At 58.0% G+C, this 21,574-nt stretch carries 17 protein-coding genes; 7 read left to right on the top strand and 10 right to left on the bottom strand.

The window, feature by feature from the left end:
• The first annotated feature begins 103 nt into the window (after positions 1-103).
• From DCO47_RS17430 to DCO47_RS17415, 4 genes are all read left to right on the top strand, one after another.
• A complete protein-coding gene (locus DCO47_RS17430) occupies positions 104-1,510 on the top strand; it encodes a sigma-54-dependent Fis family transcriptional regulator (RefSeq protein ID WP_116658551.1) in 1,407 nt (468 codons plus the stop codon).
• Between the two features lie 283 nt (positions 1,511-1,793).
• Complete coding sequence (locus tag DCO47_RS17425) at positions 1,794-3,185, top strand: GntP family permease (protein WP_065617212.1); 1,392 nt, start codon at positions 1,794-1,796, stop codon at positions 3,183-3,185.
• 7 nt (positions 3,186-3,192) lie between these two features.
• Positions 3,193-3,966, top strand: coding sequence for a 3-hydroxybutyrate dehydrogenase (gene hbdH, locus DCO47_RS17420; protein WP_064361762.1), 774 nt, complete (start codon positions 3,193-3,195; stop codon positions 3,964-3,966).
• Between the two features lie 151 nt (positions 3,967-4,117).
• Positions 4,118-6,073, top strand: a complete 1,956-nt coding sequence (locus tag DCO47_RS17415; RefSeq protein ID WP_116658550.1) for an acetoacetate--CoA ligase — start codon at positions 4,118-4,120, stop codon at positions 6,071-6,073.
• A gap of 66 nt (positions 6,074-6,139) precedes the next feature.
• On the opposite strand, the gene DCO47_RS17410 is transcribed toward DCO47_RS17415, so the two are convergent.
• Positions 6,140-9,781 carry a hypothetical protein gene (locus tag DCO47_RS17410; protein WP_133247411.1) on the bottom strand — a complete coding sequence of 1,214 codons (3,642 nt, stop codon included), beginning with the start codon at positions 9,779-9,781 and terminating at the stop codon, positions 6,140-6,142.
• Between the two features lie 127 nt (positions 9,782-9,908).
• Positions 9,909-11,018: a PilT/PilU family type 4a pilus ATPase gene (locus DCO47_RS17405; protein ID WP_042610363.1), complete on the bottom strand. Its 1,110-nt coding sequence runs from the start codon at positions 11,016-11,018 to the stop codon at positions 9,909-9,911.
• Between the two features lie 109 nt (positions 11,019-11,127).
• Here DCO47_RS17405 and DCO47_RS17400 point away from each other — a divergent pair, with 109 nt between their 5' ends.
• Positions 11,128-13,665 carry a PAS domain-containing protein gene (locus tag DCO47_RS17400; RefSeq protein WP_116658548.1) on the top strand — a complete coding sequence of 846 codons (2,538 nt, stop codon included), beginning with the start codon at positions 11,128-11,130 and terminating at the stop codon, positions 13,663-13,665.
• A 52-nt stretch (positions 13,666-13,717) separates the two neighbouring features.
• On the top strand, positions 13,718-13,993 hold the full coding sequence (locus DCO47_RS17395) for a peptidylprolyl isomerase (protein WP_007912322.1): 276 nt from the start codon (positions 13,718-13,720) through the stop codon (positions 13,991-13,993).
• A 115-nt stretch (positions 13,994-14,108) separates the two neighbouring features.
• Here the strand turns inward: DCO47_RS17395 and DCO47_RS17390 are convergent, their stop codons facing one another.
• From DCO47_RS17390 to DCO47_RS17355, 8 genes are all read right to left on the bottom strand, one after another.
• A complete protein-coding gene (locus tag DCO47_RS17390; protein ID WP_116658547.1) occupies positions 14,109-15,032 on the bottom strand; it encodes a sugar kinase in 924 nt (307 codons plus the stop codon).
• 135 nt (positions 15,033-15,167) lie between these two features.
• Positions 15,168-16,382 carry an amino acid deaminase gene (locus DCO47_RS17385; protein WP_064361769.1) on the bottom strand — a complete coding sequence of 405 codons (1,215 nt, stop codon included), beginning with the start codon at positions 16,380-16,382 and terminating at the stop codon, positions 15,168-15,170.
• 38 nt (positions 16,383-16,420) lie between these two features.
• Entirely contained in the window at positions 16,421-17,185 is a 765-nt protein-coding gene (locus tag DCO47_RS17380; protein ID WP_042610359.1) for an IclR family transcriptional regulator, read from the bottom strand.
• Between the two features lie 129 nt (positions 17,186-17,314).
• Positions 17,315-17,704: a RidA family protein gene (locus DCO47_RS17375; RefSeq protein ID WP_042610358.1), complete on the bottom strand. Its 390-nt coding sequence runs from the start codon at positions 17,702-17,704 to the stop codon at positions 17,315-17,317.
• 31 nt (positions 17,705-17,735) lie between these two features.
• Positions 17,736-18,527, bottom strand: coding sequence for an amino acid ABC transporter ATP-binding protein (locus tag DCO47_RS17370; RefSeq protein WP_116658546.1), 792 nt, complete (start codon positions 18,525-18,527; stop codon positions 17,736-17,738).
• Positions 18,524-19,186: an amino acid ABC transporter permease gene (locus DCO47_RS17365; RefSeq protein WP_042610356.1), complete on the bottom strand. Its 663-nt coding sequence runs from the start codon at positions 19,184-19,186 to the stop codon at positions 18,524-18,526. The genes DCO47_RS17370 and DCO47_RS17365 overlap by 4 nt, the downstream gene beginning before the upstream one ends.
• Before the next feature lie 9 nt (positions 19,187-19,195).
• Complete coding sequence (locus tag DCO47_RS17360; protein ID WP_116658545.1) at positions 19,196-19,858, bottom strand: amino acid ABC transporter permease; 663 nt, start codon at positions 19,856-19,858, stop codon at positions 19,196-19,198.
• A gap of 51 nt (positions 19,859-19,909) precedes the next feature.
• A complete protein-coding gene (locus tag DCO47_RS17355; RefSeq protein WP_064361771.1) occupies positions 19,910-20,758 on the bottom strand; it encodes a transporter substrate-binding domain-containing protein in 849 nt (282 codons plus the stop codon).
• 335 nt (positions 20,759-21,093) lie between these two features.
• Here DCO47_RS17355 and DCO47_RS17350 point away from each other — a divergent pair, with 335 nt between their 5' ends.
• Entirely contained in the window at positions 21,094-21,525 is a 432-nt protein-coding gene (locus DCO47_RS17350; RefSeq protein ID WP_064361772.1) for a co-chaperone YbbN, read from the top strand.
• Positions 21,526-21,574 lie beyond the last annotated feature (49 nt).

The following is a 21,574-nucleotide window of genomic DNA, read 5'->3' as shown; positions in this document are numbered from 1 at the left end:
TCGCGAGCAGGCTCGCTCCCACATTGGAATGCAGTCCCCCCGTGGGAGCGAGCCTGCTCGCGAAGGGGCCGTCACTGGCAACATACAATCAGGACCAGACTCGATGAACACCACCGAAAGCCTCAAGGACTATCAACGGGTTCGCACTCTGGCGATCCGTTCGCTGTTCGAGATCATCGAGCAGTCCAGTGAAGGCACGGTGATTGTCGATCGCGATGCGAACATCGTCTGGATGAATGAGCGCTACGCCCGGCGCTTTGGTCTTGAATCTGCGGCAGGCGCCATCGGCAAACCCTGCGAAAGCGTGATCCCCGGCAGCCTGCTGCGCGAAGTGGTGCGCACCGGTCGCCCCATTCTGCTGGACATGCAGGACACACCGAAGGAACCGCTGGTGGTGATGCGCCTGCCCATCCATGACGACGCCGGCAGTGTGATCGGCGCCATCGGTTTTGCTCTGTTCGACGAATTGCGCACGTTGTCGCCGATGCTCAAGCGCTACCTGAGCATGCAGGAAGAACTGGCCTCGACCCGCTCGCTGCTGCGTGCGCGGCAGACTAAATACAACTTCGCCCATTTCATCGGCACCAGCGCTGCCAGCCTCGAAGTCAAACGCCGCGCCCGGCGCAGTGCCAGCGCTGATTCGCCGGTGTTGCTGCTCGGCGAAACCGGCACCGGCAAGGAATTGCTTGCGCAAGCCATTCACAGCGCCTCGCCACGGGCGCACAAAGCCTTCGTCAGCATCAACAGCGCGGCCATTCCGGAGGCTTTGCTGGAGGCCGAGTTCTTCGGCACGGCACCGGGCGCGTTTACTGGTGCTGATCGCAAGGGCCGTACCGGCAAATTGCAGATCGCTCAGGGCGGCACGCTGTTTCTCGACGAGATCGGCGATATGCCGCTGCCGCTGCAAAGCAAACTGCTGCGGGTTTTGCAGGAAAAGGAATTCGAACCGGTCGGCTCCAATGAAGTGATTCAGAGCGATGTGCGGGTGATCGCCGCGACTTCGACAGATTTGCAGGCGGCGATCAAGCGTGGCGAATTTCGCGCCGATTTGTACTACCGCCTCAACGTTCTGCCAATCCAGGTGCCGCCGCTGCGTGAACGGCTTGATGACCTGCCCGCGCTGAGCGAGGCGATTCTGGAGGAGCTGCGCAGCCAGCATGAGTTGCACCGCGATGCGCTGGCGCTGCTCGGCCAGCATGCGTGGCCGGGCAACATTCGCGAGTTGCGCAATGTGCTTGAACGGGCGGCGCTGCTCAGTGATGACTTACTGCTGACCGAGCAGGATATTCGCGGGGCGATTGGGTCGTTCACCCCGGTTGAGCGCACGGCCGATCCGGGCGTACAAGCAGCCGTGGGTGAGACATTCGCCCAGGCGCGAGCGCGATTTGATCGGCAGTTGATTGAGTCGGCCCTGGCGCAATGCGAGGGGAAAGTGCCGGAGGCTGCAGCTCGGTTGGGGCTGGGGCGGTCGACGCTGTACAAGAAAATGCTGGCGTTGGGAATCGTTTGAGTCTCGCTAAAGAGACAGCAATCTCTTTTTTTAGATAGGTTTTTCAAGATCAAAAGATCGCAGCCTTCGGCAGCTCCTACAGGGTAAATACGACCTTCCGTGTAGGAGCTGCCGAAGGCTGCGATCTTCTATCGGTCTCAGAATAGAGACAAATTACTCAAGATGCTGACCTTGCCGTAGAGAATATTCATAGATATCAATCGGTTAGGGTTTTGGCACAGTAATCGCTACAGCCTCTCCACCCGTTCCACCCATAAAAACAACAATCCTGGAGAGACACACCATGAGTGTGATCATTGCCCTGGCAGCGCTGACGCTGCTGATGCTCGCCGCCTACCGTGGCTACAGCGTTATCCTCTTCGCCCCGATCGCCGCCCTAGGCGCGGTCCTGCTCACCGATCCATCCGCCGTCGCGCCCGCGTTTACCGGGGTGTTCATGGACAAGATGGTCGGTTTCATCAAGCTCTACTTTCCCGTGTTCCTGCTCGGCGCAGTGTTCGGCAAGCTGATCGAACTGTCCGGCTTCTCGCGGTCGATTGTCGCCGCCGCGATTCGCTTGCTCGGCACCCGGCAAGCGATGCTGGTGATCGTGCTGGTTTGCGCCCTGCTGACTTACGGCGGCGTGTCGTTATTTGTCGTGGTGTTTGCGGTGTACCCGTTCGCCGCCGAGATGTTTCGCCAAAGCAATATTCCCAAGCGCTTGATCCCGGCGACCATCGCGCTCGGTGCGTTCTCGTTCACCATGGACGCCCTGCCCGGCACGCCGCAGATCCAGAACATCATCCCCAGCACGTTTTTCAATACCACCGCATGGGCGGCGCCGTGGCTGGGCGTGATCGGCACGATATTCGTGTTCTGCGCCGGCATGCTGTTTTTGCAGCGCCAGCGCAACAAGGCGCAGCGTGCCGGTGAAGGCTATGGCACCGAACTGCGCAACGAACCGGAAACTGCTGAAGACCTCCAGCTGCCGAACCCGTGGATCGCGCTGTCGCCATTGCTGGCGGTCGGGATCATGAACCTGCTGTTCACCCAGTGGATTCCGCAGTGGTATGGCAAGACCCACAGCCTCGCACTGCCGGGCATGGCCGCGCCAGTCACGACCGAGATCGCCAAGCTCACGGCGATCTGGGCGGTGCAGGCTGCGCTGCTGGTCGGCATCCTCATGGTGTTGGCGTTCGGCTTTCAGGCGATTCGCAGCAAGCTTGCCGAAGGCAGCAAAAGCGCAGTCAGCGGTGCGTTGCTGGCGGCGATGAACACCGCGTCCGAATACGGTTTTGGTGCGGTCATCGCCTCACTGCCCGGCTTTCTGGTGTTGGCCGACTGGCTCAAGCAGATCCCCAATCCACTGGTCAACGAAGCCATCACCGTGACGCTGCTCGCCGGCATCACCGGTTCGGCTTCGGGCGGCATGAGCATTGCGCTGGCGGCGATGTCCGAGCAGTTCATCAGTGCGGCGCATGCGGCGAATATTCCGCTGGAAGTGCTGCACCGCGTGGCCGCGATGGCCAGTGGCGGCATGGACACCCTGCCGCACAACGGCGCGGTGATCACGCTGCTGGCGGTGACCGGGCTGACCCACCGTGAAGCCTATAAAGACATTTTCTGTATTACGCTGATCAAGACCCTGGCGGTTTTCGTGGTGATCGGCACTTTCTACGCCACTGGCATTGTGTGAGGTATTCATGACCACTCTTTCCGGCAAGACAGCGCTGGTAACCGGCTCCACCAGCGGCATCGGCCTGGGCATCGCGCTGAGCCTGGCGCAGGCCGGCGCCAACCTGATTCTCAATGGTTTCGGCGACGCCTCGAAGGTGATTGCCGAGGTCGCTCGGTTCGGCGGCAAGGTCGGCCATCATCCCGCCGATGTCAGCGACCCGGCGCAGATTGCCGACATGATCGCTTACGCCGAGCGTGAGTTTGGCGGCGTCGACATTCTGGTCAACAACGCAGGTATTCAACACGTGGCGGCGGTGGAAGAATTTCCAGTCGAGCGCTGGGATTCGATCATCGCGATCAACCTGTCATCGGTGTTTCACAGCACTCGCTTGAGCTTGCCGGGCATGCGCGAGAAAAACTGGGGACGGATCATCAATATCGCGTCGGTGCATGGCCAGGTCGGCTCCACCGGCAAAGCCGCGTATGTCGCCGCCAAACATGGTGTGATCGGCCTGACCAAAGTGGTCGGGCTGGAAACCGCGACCAGCCATGTCACCTGCAACGCGATCTGTCCGGGCTGGGTGTTGACGCCGCTGGTGCAGAAGCAGATCGATGATCGTGCGGCCAAGGGCGTCGATCCGCAGCAGGCGCAGCATGACCTGCTCGCCGAGAAACAGCCTTCGCTGGAGTTCGTTACGCCGGAGCATCTGGGTGAGCTGGTACTGTTTTTGTGCAGCGAGGCTGGCAGCCAGGTGCGCGGGGCGGCGTGGAATATTGATGGCGGATGGTTGGCGCAATAATCCGCCTTGCCTCCTGTAGGAGTGAGCCTGCTCGCGATAGCGGTAAATCAGACACAGTTCGGGATTCTGACACAACGCTTTCGCGAGCAGGCTCGCTCCCACAGGAGATGATTTCCGTGGCCTGTACGAATCAGATAAGAAGAGCCAACCCATGTCCGACATCCTCTGGCAACCCGACCCGCAGCGTATCGCCCGTTCGCGTATGGACGTGTTTCGGCGCGAGATCAATCAGCGGCATTCGCTGCAGCTCGATGACTACCCTGCCCTGCACCAATGGAGCATCGATCAGCGCGGCGATTTCTGGCAGGCGATCGTCGATTTCTTCGACATCCGCTTCCATACCCGACCCGACGCCGTTTTCCACGAAGGTGCGCAGATGCCCAGCGCCGAGTGGTTTCCCGGCGCGACGCTGAACTTTGCCGAACACCTGCTGCGCCGTCGCGACGATGCCGTGGCGGTGTTCGCCGTTGCGGAAAATGGCCAGCGCGAGCAACTGACCTGGGCCGAACTGGCCGAACACGTGGCAGGCTTCCAGGCCAGCCTGCGCGCGGTGGGCATTGGATACGGCGATCGCGTTGCCGCGTGCATGCCCAACACTTGGCAAACACTGGTGGCGATGCTGGCCACTACCAGCCTTGGCGCGATCTGGTCGTGCTCGTCACCAGACTTTGGTACCCACGGCGTGATCGATCGCTTTGGCCAGATCGAACCGAAACTGCTGCTCACCTGCGCGGGTTATCAATACGCCGGAAAAACCCTCGATCAGACCGCAAAGCTCAACGAAATCCTGGCGCAACTGCCGTCGCTGCAGCAGTTGATCATCGTGCCGTACGCCCGTCCGCAAGCCCGCATCGACGACTACCAGACCGACGCCGAAGTCACTCTGTGGCAAGACTTCTACGAACCGGGTGGCGAGCCGGATTTCACCCCGGTGCCGTTCAACCATCCGCTCTACGTGCTGTACTCCAGCGGCACCACTGGCGTGCCGAAATGCATCGTCCACAGCACCGGCGGCGTGCTGCTGCAACTCGTCAAAGAGCATGGTTTGCACTGCGACCTCGGCCCTGGTGATCGCTTGTTCTACTACACGACCTGCGGCTGGATGATGTGGAACTGGCTGGTCTCGGCACTCGCGGTGGGCAGCGCCGTGGTGCTCTACGACGGCTCGCCGTTCCACCCGGACCCTCAGCGTCTGCTCGACCTGATCGACGACGAGCGCATCAGCGTGTTTGGCACCAGTCCCAAGTTCCTCGCCACATTGGAAAGCGGCGGCGCCAGACCCCGTGACAGTCATGACTTGAGCAGCTTGAAAACACTGCTGTGTACGGGCTCGGCGCTGTCGCCGCAAAGCTATGATTTCGTTTATCGCGACTTCAAAACTGACGTATGCCTGGCGTCGATGTCCGGTGGCACGGACATCGTTTCCTGCTTCGTCAACGGCAATCCGCTGTCACCGGTCCGCCGCGGAGAAATCATGGGCAAGAGCCTGGGGATGGCCGTCGAGGTGTGGAACGACGCTGGTCAGCCGGTGATCGGTGAAAAAGGAGAACTGGTCTGCACCCGGCATTTTCCGGCGATGCCGATCGGGTTGTGGAATGATCCTGACGGCACAAAACTGCGCCAGTCCTATTTCAGTCTCTTTCCCGGCTTCTGGGCGCAGGGTGACTACGCCGAACAATTGCCCCATGGCGCAATAATGATCCATGGCCGCTCGGACGCGGTGCTGAATCCGGGTGGCGTGCGCATCGGTACAGCGGAAATCTATCGTCAGGTCGAGAAGATCACCGAGGTACAGGACAGCGTCGCCATCGGTCAGCAGTGGCAGGATGACGTGCGGGTTGTGCTGTTTGTCAGGTTGCGCGAAGGGCTGGAACTGGATGAAGCACTGGAGCAGCGCATCCGTCAGGTGATCCGCGCCAACACTACCCCAAGGCATGTACCGGCGAAAATTGTGGCGGTGACAGACATTCCACGCACCATCAGCGGCAAGGTCGTGGAACTGGCTGTGCGCGAGATGGTGCATGGGCGACCGGTAAAAAATACCGATGCGCTGGCCAATCCCGAAGCGCTGGAGCAGTTTCGGGATCGGTGGGAGCTTGAGCAGTGAATATTGCAAAGGTCAAGGTGACCATTCGCGAGCCAAAGGCTAAAAGCCCGGGAATGGTCTGGACGTTTAATCGTTGAGATTCAACCAGACTTCCTCGGTAATCTTTCGCCCGGCGCTCCTTTTAACTGCAGCCTTCAGACGTGTCATGTTCATATTGAATTCTGATGGATCAGACTCTTTCTGGCTGAGCAAAGCTACCAGCATTGCAATCGAGTCCGCGTTTTGCAAAGCGCTACCATCGCCAGCAGCCGGGCCAATATAAGGTATGTGCCCTGCAGCGAAATTCAATAACCGGCTAACGTCACAGTGCTGAGTCTTGTTTCGTATTGCCGCCGGAGCATAAGCGTAATCTACCGTTCCGGCCTGTGCTCGACACATCTCATGTAACAGATCATCGGCAACTGCTCCATAATTGAATCTGCTGAATTCAAAACCCATATTGAGATTCTGATTGTTAACGGTCATGAACTGCACTTCATTCCGAGCATGCAACTCTGCTTTTTTCCACTCGTTGTATTGATTGACATCGACACTGACGACCTGATCATCAGTCTTAAGCGGATCAAGAAAGAAATTACTGGCGGAAACCCCTGCAAAGTCGAGTCTTACAGTCTTTAGTAGTGCCTCGATCTTCGAGCGACCATTGTCCGTAGTCCCCAAAAACAGACCGATCGCCAGGTCGGTATCCAGATTGATCCGGGAGTTCGTCAATACAGTAATTGCGGAATCCAACTTCTGCTTAGAAATGCGCAGGCCGTGTTCGATGATATGTTTCGTAAGACTTTCTGGTCGTACACTTGGGAGAGTAAACGAACACTTGAATTCGAAGTTCGGCAGCTTTTTTCCCCAAGGCTTACCGCTCCGGGTGAGCGCATACCAATGATTACTTTTCTTGAATGCACTGACACTCAGCGCAGTAAGAGCCCCGCTGCGAGGTCGCCACTTCCCCTGCCCGAGCGCTGGAAGGCTGGCAGCCTGAATCAAATCAGTGGAATGTCTGCCCCCCGTGAAGTTTTTCAGTTGCGAGGAAGCAGCATCTAGAAGCCTCAACCCCTTGGGCGCCAAGCTCAATCCATTTCTGATTAATATTTTAGAAATTTTGTAACCCGTCGAGGGTAACCCATCAATCGGATTGAAGGTCGAGACCGCCAATTGCAAACCATACTTCAGGAATTTAGCAAGTTTGGCAGTCTGCGATATCGACTTTGTAGCGATATTAAGCACCTTGACCGGAGCACCTACAAGCGTAAACAAAACACCAATAGCGTCCATGGAACAACCGTAGATACCATCGACAACTTTATTTCTTTCTCCGGACGCCAGGTCCTCGATGCATTTTTTGAACGGCACAATCAGATCGATTACAAACGTTACCGCCTCATCGTATTGCCGCGCTTTTTTCTCTTTCTCCGTAAGATCAGTAAATGTCTCCAGCAGCTCATCTACGCTGCCAATAGGACGATTGGCGACTATGAACTTCGCAATATTCTGCGCCTGTGCACTGATGAAGTATTGATAATAACTTTTTTTGCTGCCAGACTCGATGATTGGTGCTGCGATCGTGCCGAGCTTCTCGATTATCATCGAACCTGCTGAATTCGGGTTCGCTTGAGTACCGTTCATATAGCTGCTTATGTCGATCGGGACGTTATGCGTTTCTGGGACTGGAGGATGTTTGTCGTTAAGCCCGCCCTTATAATCCAGCCTGGATGGCATACTCATTTTGCCGGTATTCTTTATCAAAGCCCCCAGCGCATCATTTCTACGACACTCACCCAACAAGCTGAACATTTCGTAGCATAGAAGTTCATTATTGCCATGGGATGCGATCATTATCAGCGCAAATCGACCTCGGGCACGATCTTTATCAGCCTGGATCTCTACAACTTTCGTTTCCTGCCGTTCGGCACTTGTCTGTCTGTGATCTACCGGCTCATGAATAAATGTCCCGGCGGTTCGACGGACTGTAAAGAATGTAATTCTGCTCCTTTCAAATACATCCCGGTCTTGACGTGGCATACCCGCCAGCGCCATTTTTATGTTTGTTTCCATGGCGGCATGAATATTTTTGTGATACTCGCGCGTCTCTGCCAAAAAGGCGACTCGGGTGGGAGTACAGTATTGCAGCAGTGGATACTGAGTAAGTATGTGGGGTTGTTTATTCCAGTCCCACTGGCCGGAAGCAAGTTCGTCCTCTATTTGCAACTCGAGTATAGAGTGCCTCAAATCGGAAAACGTATTCGGGCGAAGTATCGGCTCTTCCAGAAAATCGCAATTCGGCAGCGCCGGCTCCAGAGCGGCCAAAGCAATCCGCCTGCGATTTGGCACGGGGGCAGTGAAGGCTTTGGTGCCTTTGACAATAGTCTCCACGTGGTTTTGATAGGCATTCATTGCCCGTTGCGTTGCTTCTCCAATAGTTGTCTGTATGTCCTCGGGCGTGATCACCTCATTGATCAACCCCCAGTCCGTAGCGGCATCGATCAAAGCCAGACCCTGCAGAGCGCTAATTGATTTACTGATCGATTCCAGATCAGCAAATTTCATAACCTGGTCATATGTCATAAGGCGCGATGCGCCTTTGGCAGTCATTTCGATAGAGCTAACCGTTTGCGAAAAAACCACCCAACTTATAGAGCCCGCAGTAAGCCATGCCGGAATGTTTTTAACCAGCAACGCCGGGGCGATGGAAGACAATAGTAAGTGAGATGCCAGTGGAACAAGCAGGCGAGAAATTTTCTTGCTGTCAACAAGGTGACTCTCAATGTTTTCCCGGACAACACTCAAAGATTGATCAGCCGCTGTTTCGGGGTCATAGATATCGAAACCAGCAATACAGTTTCTCCTATGCTGGGTACCGATCAACGGATCAAGCTGAAGAATAATCGCAGTGTACAGGACGGATGAACGTCTTTGACTGTCCAGCGCCTCATCACTATTTGCCCCCCACCACGCCAACCTTTCGATATAGCGCTTGGCCTGAGCCTGTGAATACTGATGGCCTATCAACTGGGCAACAACATCACCTGCACTTTCCCAAGAAATGCGATCCGCCAACTTCGGCTTGATCTGCTCATACAAGATGTCCAGCAAAGAGCCTGAAAAAAACTCCGTCGTCAAATCACGAATTTCTTTACATTCTTCAGCGGTCAATGTGATCACGCCGCCATTGATACACTCCCAGTAATCGGGAAGCTGATCCGCTGCTGACCACCTCAAGGTCAAAAATTCCACCAACTTCGTCAGTTGATCAATGTCTGTAGGGACATGCAAACCATGAAAGCGCAACCACTGTGCGTAACTCGCCTTTCCATTCGACCAGATTTGACCTCCGGTCAGATTGAGGCCGTCTTTGAGCACTTCAAAATCGTCATGAGCTTCGGGCGCGGACTTGATTCTAGCCGCCACCTGCTCAAGCCCATCAGCCATTAACAACCCATCGCCCTTGAGTATTGCAATCGCGCCCGGTTCGTAACGATTTACACACTTCGCGAGCAGATCGCTAAAAGGTTTTTGCACATAATGCATGGATGAACCTGGCTGTAAATCCAGACTTAACATCTCAAAATCCGGTAAAGACGAACCGGCCTGATAACTACCGGAAATTCGACTTACAATCTCTGCCCGCTCAAACTGATCAGCCTCCGAGCAGAAATTATTATCTTCTGCGGTCAACACAGCGCTTTGTTCAAAAACACTTCTTACTCTCATATTGCGTCCTTTATTCAACAATTAAACAACGAACGCAACCTTAAACAAACGCATTAAACCTTCAAGCGAAGGTTTATTAACCGATATTTCTCAACACTTAAAACAACAACTGCAACTACACGATTTTTTACTCCAACAAACTCCAGCCGCCAGAATGGCGCCCCTGCGCATCAATTGATTCGCCGGAAAGTTTTAATCGCAGCCTGATGTTATTTATGGAGTCTGCATTCTTGAATGCTTCTTCCATAGTGATCGCCCCCTCCAGAACCAGGTTGTAAAGAGCACCATCAAAGGTCTGCATACCCAAATCGATGGATTTTTCCATTATGCCTTTCAACTCACCCAACTCATTTCTCCGAATGTGATCTTCAATAGTCGGATTCCCCAGCATGACTTCCACCGCTGCTCTTCTCTGCCCGTCAACCGTGCGTACAAGTCTTTGCGATACACAAGCCTTCAGGTTGTTGCCCAGGGTTTGCAAAAGCTGCTCGCGCCGCTCCTCGGGAAACATATTGATGATTCGATCGAGTGCCTGATTGGCATTGGTCGCGTGCAACGTCGACAGCACCAGATGCCCGGTATCGGCGAATGACAATGCATGTTCCATGGTTTCGCGATCACGGATTTCGCCGATCAATACGACGTCCGGGGCCTGGCGCAGGGTGTTCTTCAGCGCGGCATGAAAGCTGCGCGTGTCGACGCCGACTTCACGCTGGTTGATGATCGAACGCTTGTGCCGATGGATATATTCGATCGGGTCCTCGATGGTCACGATGTGCCCGGCACTGTGGCGGTTGCGGTGGTCGATCAGGGCGGCCAGCGAGGTTGACTTGCCTGAACTGGTGGCGCCGACGAAGAGAATCAGGCCGCGTTTGAGCATCACCGTCTCGAGCAACACTGGCGGCAGCTTCAAGTCTTCGAATCGCGGGATGTCGAGTTTGACGTTGCGGATGACGATCGAGACGTCGTTGCGCTGCTTGAAAATGTTCACCCGGAACCGCCCGACGCCCGTTCGGGAGATTGCCAGGTTCATTTCCAGATCCCGGTCGAACTCCCGGCGCTGCTCAGCGTCCATCAGGGAGGTGGCGATTGCCGCGGTTTCGCCGGGTTTGAATGGCTGATCGTTCAATGCCGTCAGCACACCGTCAACGCGCGCGCTGGGCGGTGCGCCGGTGGAGAGGAACAGATCCGAACCGTTTTTTTGCGACAATGTTGATAACAGTGCATCGATTTCCATGGCTGAAAGCACCCGCGAAGCATTGGATGAGCAGATTTGGCCTACGCTTGGCGCGGCTCCTGCAACAATGATAGACCTCGTCTCACCGAACCACGCTCAGGATTGAAACATGAATGCTGTACCCACCACCGATGACGCTCAGGCCCTGATTGCCCGCACCGACTGGAGCCGCAGCCCGCTGGGCGCTGCCGGCACCTGGCCGCAGAGCCTGCGCACGGCAGTGGATATCGTGATTCATTCACCGATGCCGATGCTGCTGTTATGGGGCCCTGAGCTGACGCAGATCTACAACAATGGTTTCGCCCTGCTCGCCGGCAGCAAACATCCGCAAGCGTTCGGACAGCCGACGCATGAGGTCTGGCCGGAAGTGCGGGATTTTTCCGAGCCGATTTATCAGGCGGTGTTGCAGGGACAGGTTCGCAGCTTCAGTGAGCGGCGTTTCACGGTGCAGCGCGACGGCAAAAAAACCGATTTCTGGCTGGATCTGACCTACAGTCCGATTCGTGATGAAAGCGTACAAGTGGCGGGAATTCTGATCACGGCCATCGAAACCAACGAACGCCGACGCATCGCCCTGGAATTGCAGCGCCGCTCCGAGGAAAGCCTCAAGGCCCAGCGTCAGTCCGAAGAACGCCTGCAACTGGCCCTGGCCGCGGCTGATGCCGTCGGCACGTGGGACTGGGACATTGGCGAAGACCGTTTCATTGCCGACGCGCACTTTGCCGAACTGCACGGTGTCGATCCAGCCGCCGCCGCACAGCTGCCGATCAGCGACTACCTGCACGGCGTGCACCCGGAAGACCGCGCCATGGTCGCGCGCGGCATCAAGTACTGCATCACGAACGGCACCGAGTACGCCGAGGAGTACCGCCTGTTGCAAGCCGACGGCACGCTGCGCTGGGTCTTCGCGCGCGGGCGCTGCTACAAGGATCATCACGGTCGACCCATGCGCTTTCTCGGCGCGGCGCTGGACCTGACCGAACGCAAACACACCGAACAGGCGCTGCGTCAGAGCCAGACCGAGCTGCAGCTGATCATCAACGCCATGCCGATCCTGATCAGCTATGTCGACGCCGAAGAGCGTTTTCGCCTGAACAACGCGGCGTACCTCGATTGGTACGGCCTGACGCCGCAGGAATTGTACGGGCGCACGATCCGCGAAGTGGTTGGCGAAGAAGCCTACTTCCTGCGCGCACCGTACATTGCCGAAGCGCTGGCCGGACGCTCCTGTTCTTTCAGTTTCTACACCCCACACCGCGATGGCAGCATCCGTCATGCCTTGATGAACTATCTGCCACGTCATGGCGCGGACGGTACGGTGAACGGCTTCTACATCTTTGTGATCGACGAAACCGAACGCAAGAAAACCGAAGAAGCCTTGCGCAATCTCAATGAAACGCTTGAAGAGCGGGTCAGCGCACGCACCGAACAACTGGCCCAGGCCAATCAGCGTCTGCAGAACGAGATGTTCGAACGCGAGCGCGCGGAAGATGCCTTGCGTCACGCGCAAAAAATGGAGGCTGTCGGCCAGCTCACCGGCGGCATCGCCCACGACTTCAATAACATGCTCACCGGCATCATCGGCAGTCTCGACCTGATGCAGCGCTACATCGCCAATGGTCGCGCCGACGAGATCGGCCGTTTCACCGAAGCGGCGGTCTCATCGGCCAATCGCGCGGCGGCGCTGACCCATCGTTTGCTGGCGTTCTCGCGGCGCCAGTCGCTGGATCGCAAGCAACTGAACGTCAACGAGCTGGTGCATTCGCTGGAAGACCTGATCCGCCGCACCAAGGGCGATCCGATCGATCTGCAACTGCGCCTGCCCGACGATGTGTGGCCGGTCAGCACCGACGTCAGTCAGTTGGAAAATGCTCTGCTCAATCTGGTGATCAACGCCCGCGATGCGATGCCGGAAGGCGGCACGTTACTTATCCAGACCGCGAACGTGTATCTCGACAGCAGCGACATCACCATTCTCGAGCCGGTGAAGGCCGGGGAATACGTGATGCTCGCGGTCAGTGACAATGGCACCGGCATGACCCCGTCGATTCGGGCCAAGGCGTTCGATCCGTTTTTCACCACCAAACCGATCGGCCAGGGCACCGGCCTGGGGTTGTCGATGATTTACGGATTCGCCCAGCAGTCCGGCGGACATGTAAGCCTCGACAGTGTGCCGGGCCAAGGCACTTGCGTGCGCCTGTACTTGCCGCGTTTGCTGGAGCCGACAGCCGAAACCTCCTCAATCGAAACCGCCGAGCCGATCGCCGCTTCATCCTCCGGCGAGACCGCGATCGTGGTCGAGGATGACCCGGCAGTGCGCATGCTGGTGCTCGATCTGCTCAAGGAACTGGGCTACAAAACCGTCGAAGCGGAGAACGCCCAGACCGCCCTGCCCTTGCTCGAATCCGCACAACGCGTCGATCTGCTGGTCACCGATGTCGGGCTGCCCGGCATGAACGGCCGCCAGTTGGCCGAGATCGCTCGCCAGCATCGTCCGAGTCTGAAAGTGTTGTTCATGACCGGCTATGCGCAGATTGCTGCCGAGCGTCACGGCTTTCTCGAAGAAGGCATGGACATGGTCGCCAAACCCTTCGTCCTTGAAGTGCTGGCAAGCAAGATCCGCAAGTTGAGCAACCCGAGGCCGTGAGTTGGGGCATAATCGCGCGCCCCGCTGTCACCCCGTTATCAGGTATTGCACGATGAAAGCCCAAGCCCGCCACATTCTGGTGAAAACCGCCGAAGAGGCCGAACAACTCAAACAGCGCATCGCCAAGGGCGAAGCGTTCGATGTCCTGGCGAAGAAATTCTCGACCTGCCCGTCCGGCAAACGCGGCGGCGATCTGGGTGAAGTGCGCCCGGGACAGATGGTCGGCGCGATTGACGCGGTGATCTTCAAGAAACCGCTGCGCACCGTGCATGGGCCGATCAAGAGCAAGTTTGGCTATCACCTGGTGCAGGTGTTTTATCGGGATTGATCGCTGCTCGCTGTAGGAGCTGACGAGTGCAACGAGGCTGCGATCTTTTGATCTTGCTTTTGCGGATCCAGATCAAAAGATCGCAGCCTTCGGCAGCTCCTACAGGAATTGCATTTCAAGTTCGGGGGATCAGCGCTCCGGGCACCTGTATCACCCGGCTGGCCAATTCATGCCCCGCCTGCGCGGCCTCTGCCGGACTGCCGCCGAGCAAGCGCCTGGCCAGATACGCGGCGCTGAACGAATCCCCCGCCGCCGTGGTGTCGACTACCTTGTCGACCTTGTGCGCCGGCACTTCAAACGTCTCCCCCTCGCAACGAATCAGGCACGCCTCGGCGCCACGCTTGAGTACCACCTCCGGTGTGCCGAACTGCGCGTAGGCGGCGAACACCTCTTGCGCATCGGCAAACCCGAACAACGCCTGTTCATCATCCACGGTCAGCAACGCCAGATCGACATAAGGCAGGACGCTGCGATACGCCGCCCGCGCCTCCTCCACCGACGCCCACAGGCGTGGGCGATAGTTGTTGTCGAACACGATGCGCGCATCGCGCTGCCGCGCTTCGCTCAACGTCTTGATCAGTCGGGCGCGGCCTTGCATGCCGAGTACGGCGAGGGTGATGCCGCTGAAATACAGCACGTCGTAGTCCGGCAGCGCCGCGAGGATCGGCTCGGCCGCGGGCGTGGTAAAGCAATCGCGTACCGCCGCTTCGTTGCGCCAGTACAGAAATCGCCGCTCGCCGTTGGCATCGGTCTGGATGCAGTACAAACCGGGCAAACGGCCCGGCAAGCGTTGCACCCTGTCCAGGCCGATGCCCTCGCTGCGCCAGATCTGGCACATGGCGTCGCTGAAACTGTCATCGCCCAGCGCAGTGACGTAATCGACCTGCGCCTTGTCGCCCATGGCGCGGGACAGGTACACCGCGGTATTGAGGGTATCGCCACCAAAACTTTGCTGCAGACTGCCGTCGGCACGTTGTTGCAGTTCGATCATGCATTCGCCGATCAGGGCGATGCGCGGGGTGTTGCGGGGGATTTTCATCGGGTGGGATCTCTGGGGGTTCGGTGGTGGCTGTTCTGGTGCTATCGCGAGCAGGCTCACTCCTACAATTGAAATGCGTTCCAAATGTAGGAGTGAGCCTGCTCGCGATCAGCCGCCGCAACGCAATCTCAAGCCTTAGAAGCAAGTTTCCATGGTCTCGATGACCGCCAACTGATCATCCACCAGCAACCCAACACGCCATTTGTCGAACGTCAGGCACGGATGCGAAGTACCAAAGGAAATGATGTCGCCGACCCGCAGTTCTACACCCGGTGCCACGGTCATGAATGCATGCTGATCCATCACCGCCGTGACCTTGCACGCACCGACATCATCCCCCACCGCCGGCACCACGCCGGCCTTGTAGCGCAACAGCGGCACCGGCAGACCGGCATCGAATGCGACGTCACGTTTGCCCAGGGCGATCACCGCAAAACCCGGTTCCGGCAACGATTGCACATGGGCCCAGACTTCCAGCGCCGGGCGCAGGCCTTCGTGGAGATCGCTGCGACGCTCGAGCACGCAGCACTGCGCTTCTTTGTAGATGCCATGGTCGTGCGCCACGTAACTGCCCGGGCGCAACACGCTGAGGAAACGCCCAGCGGCGTTCTGCGTTTCGAAGGATTCGGCAATCAGGTCATACCAGGCCGAACCCGATGCGGTGATGATCGGTTTGGCGATTGCGAAAGCGCCGCTGTCCTGCAACTGCACGGCCAGGCGTACCAGCGACGCGGCAAATTCGCGAATGCCGCTGACCGCGTGATCGCCGTGGATCACGCCCTCATAACCTTCGATACCGGTCAGGGCCAGCGCCGGTTGCGCATCGATGGCCTTGGCCAGCTCGATGACTTCCTGCTCGCTGCGGCAACCGCAGCGCCCGCCGACCACGCCGTATTCGATCATCACGTTGAGCCTGACCCCACGGGCCGCGAAGTAAGCCCCGAGGTCGGCGACGTTGTCCGGGTGATCGACCATGCAATGGAAATCGAACGTCGGATCAGCGAGCAGATCGGCAATCAACGCCATGTTCGGCGTGCCGACCAGTTGATTGGCCATCAACACCCGGCGCACGCCATGGGCGTAAGCGGCGCGGGTCTGGGTGGCGCTGGCGAGAGTGATGCCCCAGGCACCCGCGTCGAACTGCCGCTTGAACAGCGCCGGGGTCATGCTGGTTTTGCCGTGGGGCGCGAGTTCGGCGCCGCTGTCGCTGACAAATTTCTGCATCCAGCGAATATTGTGCTCCAGCGCCTCGCGGTGCAGCACCAGCGCGGGCAGGCTGACGTCGCGGGTCAGTTGCGCGCCAATCGCGGCGTCACCTTTGTCTACGGCAGAGTTGATGGCAGTGGTCATGGTCCAATCCTCACAGTCGCGGCCGCAGGCAGCCGCGGTTATTCGTTGATACGCCGGGCGAGGCTGTTGGCGCTTTCGATCAGCACCCGGCGATAGTCGTTGTAGTTGTTTTTCGCATCGGCGCGCGGAGCGACGATGCACAGGGTACAAATCGCCACGCCCTGCGGGTCTTTGACCGGCGCGGCGAAGCAATGGGTGAAGGTGTCGGCGACGCTGTCGAAGGAGAAAAAGCCATCGATGCCGGCCTGACGAATCTCCGCCAGAAAGCGTTCCAGCGGCAGGCGCTCGCCGTCGGGCAGGATGTAGTCGTCCTCGTCGATCAGGTCGATGATCTGCTGATCGCTCAAGTGCGCGAGCAGCAGGCGCCCGGAGGCGGTCCACGGGATCGGCGCGTTTTCACCGATGTCGGAGGAGATGCGGAAATGCCGCTCACCCTCCTTCATCAACGCGACCGTATATTTGCGCCCGTTCAGCAGGCACATCTGCGCGGTTTCGCGGGTCTGGCTGACGATCTCCTGCAAGGCCTGATCGGCCTCGCGGCTGAGATCGAAATGACGCAGATGGGCCTGACCGAGGAAGTACAACTGGCGGCCCAGATAGACGTGACCGTCCTTGCCCACTGGCTCCAGAATGCGCCGCTCCAGCAAGGAGGCGACCAGTTCGTAGACCGTGGATTTCGGACTGCCAATGCCGTTGGCGATATCATTGGGGCGCAAGGGCTGGCCGATTTCCTTGAGAAAATCGAGGATATCGAACGCCCGGTCCAGACCGCGTGCCCGGCGCTTGATGGTGTCTTCGGTCATGTCATTACTCACTCGATATTCCCTGTAGGAGCTGCCGCAGGCTGCGATCTTTTGATCTTGCCTTTCTGGCGCATCCAAAAATGCCAAAAGATCGCAGCCTTCGGCAGCTCCTACAAGAGCCGCGGTGTATCAGGCCTTTTTCTTGTAGGCAATGCAGTCAATCTCAACCTTGCAATCCACCATCATGCTCGCCTGCACACAGGCGCGCGCCGGGGCGTGTTCGGGTTTGAAATACTCGGCGAAAACCTTGTTGAAGCTGCTGAAATCCCGTGGATCGTCCAGCCACACACCGGCACGGACCACGTCTTCAAGGCCATAACCGGCCTCTTCGAGAATCGCGACCAGGTTCTTCATGGTCTGGTGGGTCTGCTCGACGATGCCGCCGACAATGATCTCGCCGTCCACCGCCGGTACCTGACCGGACACGTGCAGCCAGCCATCCGCTTCGACAGCGCGGGCAAATGGACGAGGCTGGCCGCCGGCGGCGGTGCTGCCGGTGCCGTAACGCGTAATGCTCATGGGTGTTTCTCCTGATTGCAAAAGTACAGATTCAAAACCGCGTGCTCTTGAGAAATTCCGCCAGACGCGGCGATTGCGGGCGTTCGAACAGTTCCTTGGGAGGTCCCTGCTCTTCGATGCGCCCTTGATTCATGAAAACGATCTTGTCCGAGACCTCGAAGGCAAACCGCATTTCGTGGGTCACCAGCAACATGGTCATGCCGTCTTCGGCCAGACCCTTGATGACATTGAGCACCTCACCGACCAGCTCCGGGTCGAGGGCCGAAGTGACTTCGTCGAAGAGCATCAGGCTCGGGTTCATCGCAATCGCCCGGGCGATGGCCACCCGCTGTTGCTGGCCGCCGGACAACTGACCGGGAAAGTGATTGCGCCGCTCCAGCAGGCCGACACGCTCCAGCCATTTTTCGGCGAGCACCACGGCTTCATCCTTGTGCATCTTCTTCACCTTGAGCAGGCCCAACGTGACGTTCTGCAACGCGGTCAGGTGCGGAAACAGGTTGAACTGCTGGAAGGCCATGCCAGTCATCGCGCGATGGCGAGCAATGACTTTTTCAGGATGACGCACGCGTTTGCCGTTGACCTCGTCGTAGCCGATGGACTCGCCGTCGAGCAGGATCTGCCCGCCCTGGAATTCTTCGAGCATGTTCACGCAACGCAGCAGCGTGGTCTTGCCCGAACCGCTGGAGCCGATCAGGGTGACAACGTTGCCGCGCTGCATGCTCAGGTCGACACCTTTGAGCACTTCCACCGCGCCGTACTGTTTGTGCAGGCCGCGAATGTCCAGCAGCGCCTGATCCTGTGGAGCAACTTGAGCTTGAGTCATGGCAGGGCCACCCGCTTTTCAATGTGCCGGCCGAGTAATTCGATGCCGTAGTTGATGACGAAGAACAGAAAACCGGCGAACAGGTAGAACTCCAGCGTCATGAAGTTCCGGGCGATGATCTGTTGGGTGCTGAGCAGCAGTTCGGCGACGCCGATCACCGAAAGCAAAGTCGAGGCTTTGACGATTTCGGTCGACGAATTGACCCAGGTCGGCAGGATCTGCCGCAATGCCTGAGGCAACAATACGTAGCCAAGGGATTGGTAGAACGTCAGGCCGATGGCTTTGCCCGCCTCCATCTGCCCGCGCGGTAAGGCTTGCAGCGCGCCGCGCACGATTTCGGCGACGTGGGAGCCGCAGAACAGCGTCAGGCCCAGGGCACCGGCCTGAAACGCGCTGATCTGCCAACCGAGCGCCGGCGCCATGTAAAAGCAGGCCAGCACCAGCACGAAGACTGGCGTGCCGCGAATCAGATCGACGTAAACGCGGAACGGTGCGCGCATCCAGAACTTGCCATAAGTCAGCACCAGACCGGCAACCACACCGAGCAAAGTGCCCAGGACTATGGCCAGCGCCGAGACTTGCACACTGGTCAGAAAGCCCTGCCACAACGGCTCGCGGGCGAGCCACAATTCATGCAACCAACTGGGAGATTGGTACATCGCAGCCTCCTATCGACGGATCGCCAGACGCTGCTCGAGGTAACGCAGCAGCATGGCAATGAGGTAACAGGCCGCGACATACAACGCCGTGGTCACCAGCCAGGTTTCGATCACCCGGTAGCTTTCGACGTTGATCTTGCGCGCGTAATAGGTCAGCTCCGGCACTGCAATCGCAGCGGCCAGCGAAGTGTCCTTGAACAGCGAAATGAAGTTGTTCGACAGCGCCGGCAAGACGTTGCGCAGCATCACCGGCACGGTGACGTAGGCTTTCACTTGCCACTCGCCGAGGCCGATCGCCAGGCCAGCTTCGCGCTGCCCTTTGGGGATGCTCAGCAAGCCGCCACGGAACACTTCGGTCAGGTACGCGCCGGCATACAGCGACAGCGTGATGATGAACGAGGGAATCTTGTCCAGACGAATCCCGAGGCTTGGCAGTGCAAAGTAGATCAACAGAATCAATACGAGGATCGGCGTATTACGCACCACCGTGACGTACACCGAGGCCAGCACCCGCAAGGCGCGATGCTTCGACAGCAAGGCAAACGCCATCAGCATGCCGATCACGCAGCCGATGGCGATCGACACCAGCGCCAACTGCAAGCCCAGACCGAGCCCCGCCAGCAAGGTGTCGAAATCGCGCCACACGGCGGCAAAGTTCAACTGATAGTTCATGGTCAGCAGTACCTTGAGCGGGGCGACGGTAACCGCCCCACTCTCACGGGATCATTTGAATTCGACTGGGAAACCGATGGCTGGAGATGGCAGGTCCACGCCGAACCATTGCTTGAATGATGCCGCGTAGGTCGGGAATTCAACGCCGGTCATGGCTTCATGCAGCGCGGTGTTGACGAAGTTCAGCCAGTCCTGATCGCCGCGCTTGACCGCACAGGCATAGGTCTGTGGGCTCCAGGCATAGCTCGGGCTGCGGTAACGGCCAGGGTTCTGCACCATCAGGTATTTGACCGAAGACTGATCGGTGGCGGCGGCATCGGCACGGCCGGAGTTCACCGCCTGATACATCAGGTCAACGCTGTCGTACTGATCGACCTTGGCCTTGGGCAGCGCCTGATGCACCAATTCTTCGGCGTACACGTTCTGCAGCACCGCCACGGTGACGTCATCGCCTGCCGCTTGCAGGTCTTCGATTTCCTTGTACTTGCTGTTGTTCGGCAACAGCAGGCCGACACCTTCGCGGTAATACGGCAGGGTGAACGCCACTTGCTGCGCACGGCTGGCGGTGACGGTGATGAACTGGCAGCTCATGTCGACCTTGTCGGTCAGCAGATTGGGAATCCGCGCATCGGACGACTGCACCACGAACTCGACTTTGCTCGGGTCATTGAACAACCCCTTGGCCACCATCCTGGCGATGTCGATATCAAAACCCTGCAACTTGCCGTCCGCGCCTTGAAAGTGCCACGGCGCATTGGTGCTGCCGGTGCCTACGATCAACTTGCCACGGGCGAGAACACTGTCGAGCTTGCTGTCAGCCGCTTGGACCAGGCCGACGAGCGAAGAAGAAGCTGCAAGAACAAAAACACACGCTTTGAATAACGAAGGACGGCGATGCATGGCAAGCACTCCAGAATTGTGTTTATTCCGCTATACCGGAACACGGTTTGTTACTACGGAATAGACAGCAGAAAGTGTGCCACAGGCTGTAGAAGGAATCTGCAGCGCAATGAAATCTTTTGGAAATCAGGTGGATGCGATGAAAGTAATTCTGCGGTTACCGGGCGCGCTTTGAGCGCGCGCTACCTTTGGCTACAACCGGCGGGTATTCGCGCCACATGCAAGGGCGCGGCGCACCAAAATAGCCAAATGTCACCTGTCAACTCTGACAGTGGTGGTCAAGTAGAGGTTGATTTAGCGTGGCAGGCATCGCCGCAGTCGAAAAGGAGATCCTGATGAGCGCATACATTCCTCTTTTCACATTGCCTGCCACTTACCGCAAAGCCCTGAAAACCTGGCGCCCGGTCATTCTTTATTTCGCCAATGAACACTGCCCCGCCTGCGAATGGGCAGGGCCGATCTTTCGGCAGATTGCCGAGCCTTACCGGCTGCGCGCCAACATCTATATGCTCAACACCAGCCAATCGCCTCGCCATCCGAACGTGACCGGCACGCCTACAGTGCTGTTCTACAAAAACGGCAGGTTGCTCAAAAAGCTCAAAGGCATTGGGACGGAAGAAACTCTCGCGCGGGATTTTGCCGTGCATATCGGCAAGACCAAAGCGCCCGTTGCCGCGCGCAAACGAACGCATGATCTGACTTGGTTACGCCGAACACTCCGTACTTTGCGTACAGTCCCACTTGCACGCCTGCGCCGGATGTTCTGAACGAGCCTCACCAGAGATGTGAAGTGCATGCCAAATCGCCTTCGCGAGC

Source organism: Pseudomonas sp. NDM, from assembly GCF_003105095.1.
Classification (GTDB): Bacteria; Pseudomonadota; Gammaproteobacteria; order Pseudomonadales; family Pseudomonadaceae; genus Aquipseudomonas; species Aquipseudomonas moraviensis_A.
The sequence above is the reverse complement of the archived record's forward strand: the minus strand, read 5'-3'. Positions and strand labels throughout refer to the sequence as shown.